At 72.9% G+C, this 14,837-nt stretch carries 12 protein-coding genes; 4 read left to right on the forward strand and 8 right to left on the reverse strand.

Annotated features, from left to right (window positions below):
* Nucleotides 1-68: 68 nt before the first annotated feature.
* The 3 genes from QRN56_RS16365 to pgsA all read right to left on the reverse strand — a co-directional run bounded on the left by QRN56_RS16365 (nt 69) and on the right by pgsA (nt 1,778).
* The gene (locus QRN56_RS16365) at nt 69-422 is read right to left on the reverse strand and encodes a helix-turn-helix domain-containing protein (RefSeq protein WP_182614568.1); all 354 of its coding nucleotides are present in this window, start codon (nt 420-422) and stop codon (nt 69-71) included.
* 247 nt (nt 423-669) lie between these two features.
* Entirely contained in the window at nt 670-1,191 is a 522-nt protein-coding gene (locus QRN56_RS16370; RefSeq protein ID WP_285104976.1) for a CinA family protein, read from the reverse strand.
* On the reverse strand, nt 1,188-1,778 hold the full coding sequence (gene pgsA / locus QRN56_RS16375; protein WP_285104978.1) for a CDP-diacylglycerol--glycerol-3-phosphate 3-phosphatidyltransferase: 591 nt from the start codon (nt 1,776-1,778) through the stop codon (nt 1,188-1,190). The genes QRN56_RS16370 and pgsA overlap by 4 nt, the downstream gene beginning before the upstream one ends.
* Nucleotides 1,779-1,870: 92 nt before the next feature.
* On the opposite strand from pgsA, the gene QRN56_RS16380 reads away from it, so the two are divergent.
* Complete coding sequence (locus tag QRN56_RS16380; protein WP_285104980.1) at nt 1,871-3,136, forward strand: CapA family protein; 1,266 nt, start codon at nt 1,871-1,873, stop codon at nt 3,134-3,136.
* A gap of 21 nt (nt 3,137-3,157) precedes the next feature.
* Here QRN56_RS16380 and QRN56_RS16385 read toward each other — a convergent pair whose 3' ends face one another.
* Nucleotides 3,158-5,770 (reverse strand): FtsK/SpoIIIE family DNA translocase, encoded by a 2,613-nt coding sequence (locus QRN56_RS16385; protein WP_285104983.1) that lies wholly within the window; start codon nt 5,768-5,770, stop codon nt 3,158-3,160.
* A 263-nt stretch (nt 5,771-6,033) separates the two neighbouring features.
* Nucleotides 6,034-6,444, reverse strand: a complete 411-nt coding sequence (locus tag QRN56_RS16390) for a hypothetical protein (protein WP_285104985.1) — start codon at nt 6,442-6,444, stop codon at nt 6,034-6,036.
* Between the two features lie 85 nt (nt 6,445-6,529).
* On the opposite strand from QRN56_RS16390, the gene QRN56_RS16395 reads away from it, so the two are divergent.
* The 3 genes from QRN56_RS16395 to QRN56_RS16405 all read left to right on the forward strand — a co-directional run bounded on the left by QRN56_RS16395 (nt 6,530) and on the right by QRN56_RS16405 (nt 11,389).
* Entirely contained in the window at nt 6,530-7,117 is a 588-nt protein-coding gene (locus tag QRN56_RS16395) for a TetR/AcrR family transcriptional regulator (protein ID WP_285104987.1), read from the forward strand.
* A gap of 64 nt (nt 7,118-7,181) precedes the next feature.
* A complete protein-coding gene (locus QRN56_RS16400) occupies nt 7,182-9,041 on the forward strand; it encodes an HSP90 family protein (RefSeq protein ID WP_285104989.1) in 1,860 nt (619 codons plus the stop codon).
* Nucleotides 9,038-11,389, forward strand: a complete 2,352-nt coding sequence (locus QRN56_RS16405; protein WP_285104991.1) for a hypothetical protein — start codon at nt 9,038-9,040, stop codon at nt 11,387-11,389. The genes QRN56_RS16400 and QRN56_RS16405 overlap by 4 nt, the downstream gene beginning before the upstream one ends.
* Nucleotides 11,390-11,469: 80 nt before the next feature.
* Here QRN56_RS16405 and QRN56_RS16410 read toward each other — a convergent pair whose 3' ends face one another.
* The 3 genes from QRN56_RS16410 to QRN56_RS16420 form a co-directional block, all read right to left on the reverse strand.
* Nucleotides 11,470-12,126, reverse strand: a complete 657-nt coding sequence (locus tag QRN56_RS16410; protein ID WP_285104993.1) for a DUF998 domain-containing protein — start codon at nt 12,124-12,126, stop codon at nt 11,470-11,472.
* A gap of 99 nt (nt 12,127-12,225) precedes the next feature.
* A complete protein-coding gene (locus QRN56_RS16415; protein ID WP_285104995.1) occupies nt 12,226-12,936 on the reverse strand; it encodes a DUF4328 domain-containing protein in 711 nt (236 codons plus the stop codon).
* Between the two features lie 215 nt (nt 12,937-13,151).
* Nucleotides 13,152-14,837 (reverse strand): ribonuclease J, encoded by a 1,686-nt coding sequence (locus QRN56_RS16420; protein WP_285104997.1) that lies wholly within the window; start codon nt 14,835-14,837, stop codon nt 13,152-13,154.

A 14,837-nucleotide genomic window follows, 5' to 3' on the forward strand; every position in this document is an offset into this window, starting at 1 on the left:
GCGGGGCACCACCTGGGTGGTGCCCCGCTCCGGTCCTGCCCTGCTGCGACTCTCGCCCAGCCGGCCTGTCAGCCGACCGGTGCCAGGTCGGACGGGTCGACCTCCCGCCGCGCTGCGGTCCGGTCGCCTCCCCTGGCCAGCAGCCCGGCGACGAAGTCCGCCGGGATCGTGTCGGGAATCTGGAATCCTTCGGCCACCGCGACGCGGTCGCTCACCTCACGCAGCACCAAGGACAGCGGCACGTCGAGCGCCTCGCAGATGGAACCGAGAAGCTCGGACGACGCCTCCTTCTGCCCGCGCTCCACCTCACTGAGGTAACCCAGCGACACCCGCGCCGCCGACGACACCTCGCGGAGGGTGCGCCCCTGACGCTGCCGCGTGTCTCGCAGCACGTCTCCGATTTCTCGCCGTAGTACGACCATCTCGCGCCCCCTTTCAGTGCCTGTCCCTGACCTCACGCCCTGCCCTGCCTGGACCGGACGCGCCTTGCGTGTGGTACGGCCTCCGTGCGCGGAGGTCGTTCTACCGTACCCCGCGCTCGAAGAGTTCTTACGCCGGCCCCGAGTGGTCGGCCTGTTCGTGATCACACCGGGACCAACGCCGTGGGTATGAGCCTTGTTCCCGAAGTGTTCCCGCGTCAAGCCCTGTGCAAGATTAAGCCAAGAAGTTTCACTTGTCTGTAACTTCAGGGAACAGATCTGGGTACGAGTCGGTTTTTTCACCCGACGCCTCGCTGACGAGCAGCGACGCGAGCTCGATGACCCCGCGCGCCGCGTCGCCGATGATCTGCGGCCGGTCGCCCGTCAGCTCCAGCCGGTGCACCTCGGACGCGACCGGGGTGCTCACTGCGACGAAGACCACCCCCGGCGGCTGGCCGTCCTGCGGGTCCGGGCCCGCGACCCCGGTCGTGGCGAGGCCCACGTCGGCCCCCGTCGCCCGGCGCACGCCGGCCGCCATCTGGGCGGCGACGGCCTCGTCCACGGCGCCGCGCTCGGCGAGCAGGTCCGCGTCCACGCCGAGCAGCCCGGCCTTCAGGTCGGTGGCGTAGGCGACGATGCCGCCGCGCAGCACCTTCGACGCACCCGGCACCGACACGAGCGTCGCCGTGACCAGCCCGCCCGTCAGCGACTCGGCCACCCCGATGGTCCAGCCGCGGGCGGCAGCCGCCTCCAGCAGGCGCGGCGCCGTCATGCCTGCGGCGTCCGGGCCCGGGCGTCGCGCCGGATCTTCCAGCCCTGGTACACGTACTCGACGCCGGTCACGACCGTCACGACGAACGCCGCCATGAGCACGACCCAGGCGATCACCGTGAGCCAGTCGAGGCCCTCGCGCGGCAGCAGGAACAGCGAGATCGCCACGGTCTGCAGCACGGTCTTGAGCTTGCCGCCGCGCGACGCGGGCATGACCTCGTACTTGAGCATGCCCATCCGCATGAACGTGATGCCCAGCTCACGCACCAGGATCACCACCGGGATCCACCAGGGCAGCTCGCCGAGCGGGATCCAGAGCAGGATCAGGGCCGCGCCCACGAGCAGCTTGTCCGCGATCGGGTCGAGCAGCTTGCCCAGGTCGGTGATGAGGCCGCGCGACCGCGCGAGGTAGCCGTCGACCTTGTCCGACACCGCCGCGACCACGAAGATCGCCGTGGCCACGAGCCGCCACGTCGTGTCGTCCCCGCCCTCGACGAGAAGTGCCCAGGCGAAGAACGGGACCATGGCGATGCGAATCATCGTGACGATGTTCGCAATGTTCCAGGGCGACGGAGCGTCGTTGACCATTGCTCAAGCCTAGCCGCGGTTCACCCGCACCCCGGACCGACCGCCGGCGGCGTCCGGTCGCTCCCCTTCCCGGCCTGCCATAACATCCGGGAGTGGTCAACGTCCGCCCGCTGCGGTTCCTCGCGTCCGCCGCGGTGACCTGCGCCCTCGCGGCCACGTCGGCGGGCTGCACGCCCGCCCCCGGTGTGCCGGTGCCCACCAGCGGCACGCCGGCGTCGTCCTCCCCGGCCGCGCCTCCGACCTCCGCCGCGCCCTCCCCGTCGCCCACGCCGCAGGACGTCGAGCTCATGCTGCTCGCCGCGGGCGACGTCCTGACCCACGAACCGGTCAACGACTCGGCGACCGGGCCGGACGGGTTCGACTACACGCCGCTGCTGGCAGGCATCGACCCGTGGGTCGCCCGCGCCGACCTGGCCCTGTGCCACCTGGAGGTGCCGGTCGCGCCACCGGGCACGCAGCCGGCCGGCTACCCCGTGTTCCGCGCGCCCCAGGAGATCGTCCGCGACCTGGGCGAGCAGGGCTGGGACGGCTGCTCGACGGCGTCCAACCACGCGGCCGACTCCGGGTACGACGGCATCGCCGCGACGCTCGGGGCGCTCGACCGGGCCGGGATGGGCCACGCCGGGACGGCGCGCAACAAGCGCGAGTCCCGCAGCCCTCAGCTCTACGAGCTGCGACGGGAGGGCCGGACCGCCACGGTCGCCCACCTGTCGGCGGCCTACGGACTGAACGGGCTGGAGCCGCCCCACGGCTCCTGGTCGGTGGACCTCATCGACGCCGGGCGGATCGTCGAGCAGGCCAGGGCGGCGCGCGCCGCCGGAGCGGACCTGGTGGTGGTCAGCCTGCACGACGGCACGGAGTACGTCACCGAGCCCACCGACCACCAGAAGGAGACCGCCAAGGCCCTGGCCAGGTCCCGCCAGGTGGACCTCGTGATCGGGCACCACGCCCACGTGCCGCAGCCGCTGGAGCACCTGCGCGGCGGCCCGGGCGGCGACGGCATGTGGGTGGCCTACGGCCTCGGCAACCTCCTGTCCAACCAGGGGACTCAGTGCTGCGTGGCGGCGTCCGCCGTCGGCCTGCTGCTGGTCGCGGACGTCGTCCAGCCGCCTGGCGGGCCCGCCCGGGTCACGGACGCGCGCTGGGCGGCGACCACCGTGGACCGCGCCGCCGGGCACCGGCTGCACTGGACCCGCGACGCGCTGGCGCACCCGGAGCGCGGGCAGCTCGGCACGGGCGAGCTCACCGACCGCCTCCGGATCGCCCAGGACGCCGCCGGGGACGTGGCGGACGAGCAGCGCCGGCCGCCCCGGGGGCACGCGGGCAAGCCGCCCGTGGTGGTCCGGCGCACCGGCTGAGAGGTCAGCGCACAGGCCGAGTCAGCGCACCGGCTCGGCGTCGTCGTGGTAGTCCCGGGCGACCGGCGGCATGTGCCCGTCCGTCCCGTCGGCGTACTGGTCGGCGGAACCGTACGACCCGCCGTCGTCCGGCTCGGCGTCGTCGGAGGACGCCTGGTCGAAGACCTGGGCCGGCTGCTCGCCGCGGATCAGCGCGAGCGCGGAGGGCAGGTCGTCGGCGGCCACGAGCACGTCGCGCGCCTTGGAGCCCTCCGAGGGCCCCACGATCTCCCGCGACTCCAGCAGGTCCATGAGGCGCCCCGCCTTGGCGAAGCCCACGCGGAGCTTGCGCTGGAGCATGGACGTGGACCCGAACTGGGTGGTGACGACCAGCTCGGTGGCCTGCAGCAGCAGGTCGAGGTCGTCGCCGATGTCCTCGTCGACCTGCTTCTTGGCCGCGGCGGGCGCGGCCACGTCCTCGCGGTAGATCGGCTTGAGCTGACCCTTGACGTGCTCGACGACCTGGTGCACCTCGGACTCGGTGACCCAGGCGCCCTGGACGCGCATCGGCTTGGCCGCGCCCATGGGCAGGAACAGGGCGTCACCCTGGCCGATGAGCTTCTCGGCGCCGGGCTGGTCCAGGACCACGCGCGAGTCGGCGAGCGACGACGTGGCGAAGGCGAGCCGCGAGGGCACGTTCGCCTTGATCAGGCCGGTCACGACGTCGACGGACGGGCGCTGCGTGGCCAGCACGAGGTGGATGCCCGCCGCGCGGGCGAGCTGCGTGATGCGCTGGATCGAGGCCTCGACGTCGCGCGGGGCGACCATCATGAGGTCCGCGAGCTCGTCGACCACCACGAGCAGGTACGGGTACGGCGCGATCTTGCGCTCGGAACCCGGCAGGGGCTTGACCTTGCCGGCGCGGACGGCGACGTTGAAGTCGTCGACGTGCTTGTAGCCGAAGGTCGCCAGGTCGTCGTACCGGGCGTCCATCTCGCGCACCACCCAGTCGAGGGCCTCGGCGGCCTTCTTGGGGCTGGTGATGATCGGCGTGATCAGGTGCGGGATGCCCTCGTAGATCGTGAGCTCGACGCGCTTGGGGTCCACGAGGATCAGGCGCACCTGCTCGGGCGTGGACCGCATGAGGATCGAGGTGATCATCGAGTTGATGAAGCTCGACTTGCCGGCGCCGGTGGCGCCCGCCACGAGGATGTGCGGCATCTTGGCGAGGTTGGCCACCACGTAGCCGCCCTCGACGTCCTTGCCCACGCCCATGACCATCGGGTGCTCGGTGCGCCGCGCCGCGCCGGAGCGCAGCACGTCGCCCAGCACGACGGTCTCGCGGTCGGAGTTCGGGATCTCGATGCCGATGGCGGACTTGCCCGGGATGGGCGACAGGATGCGCACGTCCGCGCTCGCCACCGCGTACGCGATGTTGTTGGACAGCGACGTGATGCGCTCGACCTTGGTCTTGGCGCCCACCTCGACCTCGTACCGCGTGACCGTCGGGCCGCGGCTGAAGCCGGTGACCTTCGCGTCCACGCCGAACTGCTCGAACACGCCCGTCAGCGACTCGACGACCCGGTCGTTCGCGGCCGAGCGCGCCTTGTGCGGCGGACCCTGCACGAGGACGTCCTCGTCCGGCAGCAGGTAGACGGTGTCGCCCTCCAGCATGGGCTGCACGCCCCGGGGCATCGGCTCGGCGTCGCGCGGCGGCCTGGGTCCGTCCTTCTTCGCCGACGCCGGCTCGCCGTCCGGCCCGAGGACACCCGGGCCGATGGCGGGGGCGCCGGTGACCTTGCCGGCGGACTGGCCGGTCGGGATGCGCTGGGTCGTGGCCTTGCCGGCCTTGCCGGCACGCTGCTCGACCTCGGCGGCCTTCTCGAAGGCCTCGTCGCCGACGAAGCCGGCCAGGCGCTCCTTCTCCGCGGCGATCTCCTGCTTGGTGCGGCGCTTGCGGCGCTTGGGCTCCGGCGTGCCGTCGTGGGCGGAGACGCCGTCGGCCAGGGCGAGCCCGTCCTCGCCCGTGTCGTCCGCCTCGCGGTGGTTGCCCGTGAGGCGGTCGTACAGGCCGCGCAGGCGGGCGGGGATCCGGTGCACCGGCGTGGCGGTGACGATGAGGATGCCGAAGAACCCGGCCAGCACGTAGAGCGGGATGGCGAACCACTGGGTCAGCCCGGTGACGACCGGGGTGGCGAAAAGGAACCCGATCACACCACCGGCGTCCTGCACCGGGGTGAAGCCGTCCGCGGGCGACGGCAGGCCGGCGCTGATGTGCACCAGCGAGCACGTGGCGACGACCAGGAAGCTGAGCCCGATCGCCACCCGGCCGTTCTGCTGGGTGCGCTCCGGATGGCGCATGACGCGGAAGGCGAGCCACATGAGCAGCACGGGGAGGGCCACGCCCGCGACGCCGAGCGTGCCCGCGACCACCGCGTGCACGCCGTCGCCGAAGGGGCCGTCGATCCCCCACCACTCACGCGCCGCGACGATGACCGCCACGGCGAGAAGTGCGAAGCCGACGCCGTCGCGCCGGTGGTCCGGTTCCAGTTCCTGCCCTCCCTGCCCTTCCGCGTTCTGCGAGCCCGTGCCGGACCCCTCCGGCGCCGTCCGCGGTCCGGCGGCGCGGGTAGCGCCACCGACCGCGTGCGCCATGCCCATCCAGAGGCCGCGGACCGCCCGGACCGGCCACGGCGGGCGGGACGGTGCGGGCGCAGCCTTGGCCGCCGGGCGGGTAGCCCCCCGACGCTGTGTCGATCGCCTCGACGCTGCGGCCCGGGGCTTGGCGCTCTTCGCGCCCTGCCCGGAGCTCTTCCCGGAACCTCGCCGGGCCGACGTGCGGGTCGCCATGATGTCGTCACCGTAACCGGCGGCGGCGGCCCGGCCCGGGAACCCTCGCGGTGTGTCCTGGACCCCGCTCAGGCCAGGAGCAGGCCGATCGCGAGCATCACCACGCCCGCGCCCAGGGCCACCGCGCCGACAGGCAGGAGCACGACGGCGCGGTTGGGCGAGGTGCGCCCCTGCCCGATCGCGGAGAGGAAGAACCCCGCGGGCAGGAGGATCGCGGCGCACAGCACCCCGGTGGCGGCGAGCCAGCGAGCGAACCCGGTCAGGTCCGTCGCCTCCGTGAGCAGCAGGCAGAGCAGACCGAGGATCACCAGCACACCCGCGTGCGCGTGGCCGGCCCGGAAGAAGCTCTTCTGCAGGTCGGTGGTGGGGAGCCGGCCGCCGAAGACCTTGAGCAGGAAGAAGCCGCCGGACTCGATCCCGACGACGGTCAGCAGCACGATGCCCGCGGTGATGCGGGCCGGGTCCGAGAGCTCGAGCACGACGTCCTCCTGGGGTGCGAATGTTTTGTAACAGTGTTATCAAACATCGTTCGCAAACTGGCGTCAAGGCTTCTAGACTCGCGACATGGCCCGACCCCGACTGCACGACGACGCCCTGCGCACCCGGCTCCTTGAGGTCACCTCCCGGGTGGTCTCGTCCGACGGCGAGGACGCGGTCACCGTGCGCAAGGTCGCCGCCGAGGCCGGGACCAGCGCGTCGGCGGTCTACGCCCTGCTCGGCTCGCGTGAGGCGCTGGTCGGGGCGGTCTCCGAGGAGGGGTTCCGGCGGTTCGCCGAGCGCCTGGCCGCCGTCGGGCAGGGCGACGACCCGGCGGCGGACCTGCGCGACCTCGGCCGCACCTACCGGCGGTTCGCCCTGGCGGACCCGCACTTCTACCGTGTCATGTTCTACCGCGGGGTGACGCCGGCCGACAGTGAACCGGAGGCCGCCGTCGACAGCCCGACGTTCCGCGTGCTGCACGACGCCGTCGCCCGGGTCCTGCGCGGGGCGCCGCCCGAGCACGTGCTGAGTGCCGCCGTGGGGCTGTGGGGTCTGGTGCACGGGCTGGTGTCGCTCGAGCTCGCCGGGCTGCTGCCGGGCGACGAGGCGGCACGGGAGGCCGCGTTCGACCGCGCTGCGGGGACGGTCGGGTCAGCACTGCTGCGGGGCTGACGGCGGACTACGTGCCGGACTTTCGTGGGGAGTGTCAGAGTGCGCCACTAGCATCGCGCCCACCATGACGACGCAAGAGACCCCGACGGATTCACCGCACACGTTCCAGGTCGACCTTCGTGGGTTGGTGGACCTGTTGTCCCAGCACCTGTACGCCAGCCCCCGCGTCTACGTGCGCGAGCTGCTCCAGAACGGCGTCGACGCGATCACCGCGCGGCGCGCCCTCGACCCCGCCGCCCCCGGCACGGTGCGCATCCGGGCGACCGGCACCGACCTGCGGGTCACCGACTCCGGGATCGGCCTGACCGAGCCGGAGGTGCACCAGCTCCTGGCCACGATCGGGCGCAGCTCCAAGCGCGACGGCCTCCAGGAGGCCCGCAAGGAGTTCCTCGGCCAGTTCGGCATCGGCCTGCTGGCCTGCTTCGTGGTGGCGGAGACCATCCGGGTGGTCAGCCGCTCGGCCCGGACGCCCGACGCCCTGCCGGTCGAGTGGGTGGCGCGCGGCGACGGCTCGTACACGGTGCGCACCCTCGACGTCGCCGAGCACCCGGAGCCCGGCACGACGGTCCACCTCGTGACCCGGCACGGCAGCGAGCAGTGGTTCGAGGCCGACACCGTGGCCGACCTCGCCGCCGACTTCGGCGCGCTCCTGCCGTACGACGTCCGCGTGGGCGACGAGCCGATCACCGGGCAGCGGCCGCCGTGGGAGTCCGAGCACCCCAGCCCGACGGCACGGGCCGCCGCGCTGTCCGCCTACTGCCAGGACACGTTCGGCTTCGCGCCCCTCGACTCGGTCGAGCTCGACCTGCCGCTGGTCGGCATCCGCGGGGTCGCCTACGTGCTGCCCGGCGTCGTCAGCCCCGCGCAGCGCGGCGGGCACCGCGTGCACCTCAAGGGCATGCTGCTCACCGACCGCGCCGAGACCCTGCTGCCCGACTGGGCGTTCTTCGTGCGGTGCGTGCTGGACACCGACACGCTGCGCCCCACGGCCAGCCGCGAGCAGCTCTACGAGGACGAGACGCTGGCCGCCGTCCGCGACGCGCTGGGCGACCGGGTCCGTGGCTGGCTCGCGCAGCTCGCGACCACCTCGCCGGAGCGCCTGCGGCGCTTCCTGTCGGTGCACCACCTGGGGGTCAAGGCGCTCGCCCTGCACGACGACGACGTGCTGCGCACCATGCTCCCCTGGCTACCCTTCGAGACGTCGGAGGGCGAGCTGACGCTCGACGACCTCGCCCGCCGGCACCGGACCGTGCACTTCACGCGCACGGTCGACGAGTTCCGGCAGGTCTCGGCCATCGCCGCGGCGCAGGGCATGGCCGTGGTCAACGGCGGGTACACCTACGACGCCGCGCTGGTCGAGGCGCTCCCGCTGGCCCGGCCCGACGTCACCGTCGAGGAGCTGGACGCGTCGGTCGTGACGGCGCACCTCGACCATGTGGACCCGGCCGCCGAGCTCGCGCTGGCCCCGTTCCTCGCCACCGCCCGGGTGCGCCTGGACCCGCTGGACTGCGACGTCGCCGTGCGGGCGTTCCACCCGGCGTCCCTGGCCGCGATCCACCTGGACGACCGGTCCGCCCGGCACGAGCGCGCCCGCGCCGAGGCCGAGAGCCAGGCCGACGACCTGTGGGCCGGCATCCTCGGCTCCCTGCGGGACGAGGCGCCCCGCGCCCGGCTCGTGCTGAACCACCTCAACCCGCTGGTGCGCCGCATCGCGGCGCTGCCCGACCCCGACCTGGCCGGCGTGGCCGTCGAGGCCCTCTACGGGCAGTCGCTGCTCCAGGCCCGCCGCCCCCTGCGCCCGGTGGACCAGGCGCTCGTCAACCGCGCGTTCGGGGAGCTGCTGGAGTGGGCCGCGCCCGCCGTGCCACCAGCCCGCGACGACCGGCCGGAGGGCCGGCCCGACACCCAGGAGACCGACCGATGACCGAGATCACCGACCTCGCGACGCTCCAGGAGGCGATCTGGGAGAACAACCAGCGCCCCCACGGCACGTCGCAGGCCGCGGCGGCGGAGAACATCCTCGCCCAGGCCGAGCTCCTCGGGCCCGAGGCCGAGATCAAGGCGGTCTTCCACCTGATCAGCGCCTACGAGTTCAGCGCGGACCGGCACAAGGTGCTGGTCCCGTTCGCCCGCGCCCTGCGGCTGTGGGACCAGGACCCGAGCGTGTTCGACCACGCCGGCACCCACGCGCTGTTCTGGGACTTCAAGTGGGTGACGACGGGCATGCTCGACCTGCCCCGGGTGCCGCTCGCCGCCATCGAGAACTGGCTCACGGAGATGGACCGCCGCTATCGGCTGGCCGGGCACACCGACCGGGCCGTGCGGATGTCCGAGTTCTACATCGCCGACCACGTGGGCGACACCGAGCGGGCGCGGCGGGCGTTCGACGGCTGGCTCGCCGCCGAGCGCGGCGAGATGGCCGACTGCCACGCCTGCGAGACCGCACGGCAGGGCGAGTTCTACTGCGACGAGGGTGACGACGCCAAGGCGGTCCAGCACTGGCAGCCCGTGCTCGACGGCCGTCTGACCTGCGCCGAGGAGCCGCACCGTGCGCTGGCACGCTCGCTGCTGCCCCTGGTCCGGCTGGGCCGCCTCGACGAGGCCCGGGCCAACCACATGCGCGGCTACCCCATGGTCAAGGGCTCGGAGAGCCTGATGCACTCGGTGGCCAAGCACATCGAGTTCTGCGCGCTGACCGGCAACGAGGCGCGCGCGCTCGAGCTCCTCGCCGACACGCCCGGCTACTTCCAGGCCGACGGCGAGCCCGAGCCCCGCATGGGCTTCTACGCCGTGACCGCGCTGCTCATGGACCGTCTGGTCGCCCTCGGCCGCGGCGACCTGCGGGTCACCGGTCCCGCCGGACGCGCGTGGACCGCCGCCGAGCTGGCCGGGCACGCCCGGACGGAGGCGCTGACGCTGGCCGGCCAGTTCGACGCCCGCAACGGCACGACGGCGGTGAGCGGGCGCGTGCGGGCCGGCCTGGACGCGCAGCCGCTGCTGGACCGGCTGCCGCTGGGCCTGCGCGCGGTGCTCCCGGCGGCCGGGGCAGGCGCGTCCCTGGCCGGCGTGGTGCCGGAGCCCGGCGTGGCGCAGGGCAGCGTCGGCACGCCGGAAGGCCCGACCGGCGCCGCGTCGGCGGATGCCGACGACGTGGCGGAGACCGAGGGTGACGGTGGTGCCGGCGAGATGCCCGCCGCCGTCCGCGCGGCGCTCGACCGGTACGACAAGGCCCGGGAGAACGAGGACCTGGCCGGCATGCGAGCGGGCATGTCGGAGGCGATCGACCAGGCCGGCGACGCCGCGGCGCCGGGGTGGCGCGCGGGCGCGCACCTGCAGCTCTCGGAGGTGCTGGCCGCCGAGGAGGACCTGCCCGGCGCCGTGCACCACGCGTACGAGGCCGTGGCCTGGGCCGACCTCGCCGACCGGGACGTCGCGGTCGTGGCCAGGACCCGGCTCGGCGCCCACCTGATGGCCGGGCACCGGCTCGACGAGGCGGCACCGGTGCTGGAGCAGGCCCTGACCGACCTGGACCCCTCCCCCGAGGTGCACGGCGAGGGCACCCTCGTGCAGGTCCGCTGGTGGCTCGGCGACTGCGCTGCCGCCCGCCACGAACCCGCGGAGGCCGCCAAGCACTGGCTCGCCGCCGCGCAGGTGGCGCAGCACTGGCCGGAGCAGGACGACCACGCGATGCTCGCCACCCTCGCCGCCGAGGCCCTGGAACGGGCCGGGGAGAACCTGTCGGCGGAGCTGGCGTACGAGCGGGCGGCGGACCTGTGGGCCGAGACCGGCGACGCGCTGCGCCAGGTGCGCACCACCCGCGCGTGGGCGTGGGCCGTCCGCGGCCGCGACGTCGCCGAGGCGGGCCGGATCATGACCGGCGCGACCCGGGTGTGCGAGGCCGCGCTCGCCGACTCGACCGACCCCGACGAGCTCGCCGAGCTGCGGCTTCAGCTGCCCGAGACGCTCGAGCAGCACGCCCGGGTCATCGCCGACGAGGACGTGGAGACCGGCCGCTTCGGCGGGCTCTACGACGGCGCCCTGGCGGAGGCGTACGCGCTGGCCAGCCGCGCCGAGTCCCTCCTGCGGGAGTCCGACGACGTCGCCCGCTGGTGCCGCGGCGCCCTCCTGGCCGCGGAGCTCGCGGTCGAGTCCGGCAGCACCGCGAGCGGCTTAGAGCTGGTCGCGGCCGTGGAGGCGAGGATCGAGGGCGACGAGGAGCTGCGCGGGTTCGGCGGCCACGCGAGCTGGATCCGCGACCAGGTCACCAGCTGACCCGCTCATGTCGTGACCGGCCAGGCCCACCGGGTCGGCCGGTCACGACGGTCGGCACTGCCGGTGGACCCAGCTGCCGGTCAGCGACGCGCCACGTCCGGGTGGGGCACCGTCCGGTACAGCTGCACGGAGGCCAGCAGGAGCCAGGCGAACCCGGCCACCACGGCCAGCCACAGCCCGCCCATGCCCGCGGTACCCAGCGCGACGCCGCCCGCGAAGCCCACGAGGACCACGACGCCCGCCACCCGGGACCAGACCGCGGCACGTCCCTCGCCCCGCCGGGCGAACCACCCGCCGAGCAGCAGCGCCGCCACCCCGAGCGAGACGAACCCGACGCCGCCGAACGCGAGGTGCAGGATGCCGGAGGTGCCCGGCGTCGTGGCGCCGTCCTGGCCGGGCGGGAACCCGGGCATCGGATCCGGCGGGAAGACCGCGCTCGCGATCATCGCGGCGCCGTAGATCCCCACGGCGATCCCCGTGCCACGGGCGTGCGCCCGCACCATGCCCACGCCCGCGACCAGCACCATGAGGCCGCTCAGCGCCAGGTTGGTGACCTGCATCCAGCCGAGCTCGCCCAGCATGAGCGCGCTGAGCGGGTGCCGTGTGAAGTCGAAGCCGTCCCGGGTCAGCGCCAGGGTCAGCCCGACCACCAGGTAGAACGGCCCCGCCACCACGCCCCAGCCGAGCATCGACCGCGTCACCGCGGCCGCCGTGTCGAACTCCGTCTCCTGTGCCATCTCGTCCTCGCAGGATCACCGCGCCGGCCCGATGCCGACGTCCTTCCCAGGTAGACGGCCGGCGCGCCAAGACTGAGCGCCCCGCCCGAACCCGAAGCGCTATACGTGTCCCTGCGCCGCCGCGACGTGCGCCCGCTGAGCCACGGTGAGCTCCCGGACGATCCGGAGCCAGCAGACGAAGGCGATCAGCAGCGTGACCGCCGTGATCACCTCGAATCCGGGCAGCAGCGCGCCGTCATCACCACGGAGCGTCACTTGCGTGCTCTGGTAGCTGAAGAAGTTCGCGATCAGCCAGGTCGACCACCAACCAGCGAGGCCGGACGACTCGCGAATGGTGCTCCGTCGGATATCTCGGACCACCTGGTAGGGGAACCACAAAGACACGATCGGGACCACCCAGCCGAGCCACACCCACACGGGGCCGCGCTGGTGGTGGTAATAGGGCTTCACGACGACCGCGAACTTGCGGCTCTCGTTGAGCCACAGGCAGGAGACGATGAAGGCCGCGAGCATCACCGCCGCGAGCAGTCCCGATACGGCGTCGTACGCCGTGTAGACGTCCATCGGGTCGGCGGCGCCCGTGTATGCCTCCGCTGCGTCGAACGAAAGCACGGTCGCGAGGAGCTGGCCGGCCAGGAAGACCGACGAGAGCACGACCACCGCGGTGGCGAGGCCCTCGGGAACCCGCAGCCTCCGCGCCTGGTTCAGGCTCTGGTAGGCGTCGTACAACGGTGTGGCACTCGGCATCACCGCGCCGTGCGGCGTGGCGTCCTCGGGAGGTGGGGCGTACGGGTCGAAGGACTGCGTCATGGGTGGTGCCTCTCGGATGCGTCACGAAACACCCGAACGCTAGCTGCGTACCACCAAGGCGCTGAGCGAAAAAGCGGGTGATCTTCGGGCATCTCGCCCTGGCCCGCGGACAAGAGAACGGGCGGGGTAACGCTGAGCTCGCATAGCTAGCTCAGCGTTACCCCGCCCGAGGAGTGCTGCCTACCCAGCCGGCCCGAGGGCCGACCGGGTCCCGATCACGCTTCGACGACCACCGGGACGATCATCGGCTTGCGGCGCAGCCGCGTCGCCACATAGCGCCCGATGGTGCGGCGCATGATCTGCTGCAGCTGGTGCGTGTCCGTGGCCCCGCCCGCGATCGCGTTCTCCAGCGCCGCGGTGACCTCCGGCATCACCTTGTCGAACACCGAGGCATCCTCGGCCATACCTCGCGCCAGCACCTGCGGCGGTGCCAGCACCTTACCCGTCGCCGTGTCGATCACGGCGAAGACTGAGACGAAACCCTCCTCGCCCAGGATCACGCGGTCCTTGAGCTCGGCGTCGGTGATCTCGCCGACCGAGGAGCCGTCGACGTACACGTACCCGCAGGGCACGGCGCCGACCACGGAGGCCTTGCCGTCCACGAGGTCCACGACCACGCCGTCCTCGGCGAGCACCACACGGTCGGCCGGCACGCCGGTCCGGACCGCGAGCGCCCCGTTGGCCACGAGGTGGCGCACCTCGCCGTGCACCGGCATGACGTTCTTGGGCTTGAGGATGTTGTAGCAGTACATGAGCTCGCCGGCCGAGGCGTGCCCGGAGACGTGCACCTTGGCGTTGCCGCCGTGCACGACACGCGCGCCGAGGCGGGTCAGCCCGTTGATGATGCGGAACACGGCGTTCTCGTTGCCCGGGATCAGCGACGAGGCCAGGATCACGGTGTCGCCGTACTCGACCTGCACCTTGTGGTCGCCGTTGGCCATGCGCGAGAGCGCCGCCATCGGCTCGCCCTGCGAACCGGTGGACATGTAGACGATCTGGTCGTCGGGCACCGAGTCGGCCTTCTTCAGGTCGATCAGCACGCCCGGCGGCACGTCGAGGTAGCCCAGGTCGGCGGCGATGCCCATGTTGCGCACCATGGAGCGCCCCACGAGGGCGACGCGGCGGCCGTGGGCGTGCGCGGCGCGCAGCACCTGCTGCACGCGGTGCACGTGGGAGGAGAACGACGCGACGATGATGCGCTTGTCGGCGTGCGCGAACACGTTGTCGAGCACGGGGCCGATCTCGGCCTCGGGCGTCACGAAGCCCGGCACCTCGGCGTTGGTGGAGTCCACCATGAAGAGGTCCACGCCCTTCTCGCCGAGGCGGGCGAAGGCGCGCAGGTCCGTGATGCGACCGTCGAGCGGCAGCTGGTCCATCTTGAAGTCACCGGTGTGCAGCACGGTGCCGGCGGCGGTGGTGACCGCCACGGCGAGCGCGTCCGGGATGGAGTGGTTGACCGCGACGAACTCGCAGTCGAAGACGCCGAGCTTCTCGCGCTGCCCTTCCTTCACCTCGAGGGTGTAGGGCTTGATGCGGTGCTCCTTGAGCTTCGCCTCGATGAACGCGAGCGTCAGGCGCGACCCCACCAGCGGGATGTCCTTGCGCAGGCGCAGCAGGTACGGCACGGCACCGATGTGGTCCTCGTGGCCGTGCGTCAGCACGATCGCCTCGATGTCGTCGAGACGGTCCTTGATGTAGTCGAAGTCCGGCAGGATCAGGTCCACGCCGGGCTGGTTGTCCTCGGGGAACAACACTCCGCAGTCGATGATCAGCAGCCGTCCGGCATGCTCCAGGACCGCCATGTTGCGTCCCACCTCGCCCAGGCCGCCGAGGGCGACCACACGCAGACCGCCTTCGGGCAGTGCTGGGGGCAGGGACAGTTCGGGGTGAGGATGACTCAC

It is taken from the genome of Promicromonospora sp. MEB111 (genome assembly GCF_030209445.1).
Classification (GTDB): Bacteria; Actinomycetota; Actinomycetes; order Actinomycetales; family Cellulomonadaceae; genus Promicromonospora.

Excerpts from the sequence above, each read along its gene's own strand:
- QRN56_RS16370 (WP_285104976.1), bottom strand. The coding sequence starts at position 1,191 with ATGACGGCGCCGCGCCTGCTGGAGGCGGCTGCCGCCCGCGGCTGGACC.
- QRN56_RS16415 (WP_285104995.1), bottom strand. The coding sequence starts at position 12,936 with ATGACGCAGTCCTTCGACCCGTACGCCCCACCTCCCGAGGACGCCACG.
- QRN56_RS16405 (WP_285104991.1), top strand. The coding sequence starts at position 9,038 with ATGACCGAGATCACCGACCTCGCGACGCTCCAGGAGGCGATCTGGGAG.
- QRN56_RS16385 (WP_285104983.1), bottom strand. The coding sequence starts at position 5,770 with ATGGCGCACGCGGTCGGTGGCGCTACCCGCGCCGCCGGACCGCGGACG.
- QRN56_RS16395 (WP_285104987.1), top strand. The coding sequence starts at position 6,530 with ATGGCCCGACCCCGACTGCACGACGACGCCCTGCGCACCCGGCTCCTT.
- pgsA (WP_285104978.1), bottom strand. The coding sequence starts at position 1,778 with ATGGTCAACGACGCTCCGTCGCCCTGGAACATTGCGAACATCGTCACG.
- QRN56_RS16400 (WP_285104989.1), top strand. The coding sequence starts at position 7,182 with ATGACGACGCAAGAGACCCCGACGGATTCACCGCACACGTTCCAGGTC.
- QRN56_RS16365 (WP_182614568.1), bottom strand. The coding sequence starts at position 422 with ATGGTCGTACTACGGCGAGAAATCGGAGACGTGCTGCGAGACACGCGG.
- QRN56_RS16410 (WP_285104993.1), bottom strand. The coding sequence starts at position 12,126 with ATGGCACAGGAGACGGAGTTCGACACGGCGGCCGCGGTGACGCGGTCG.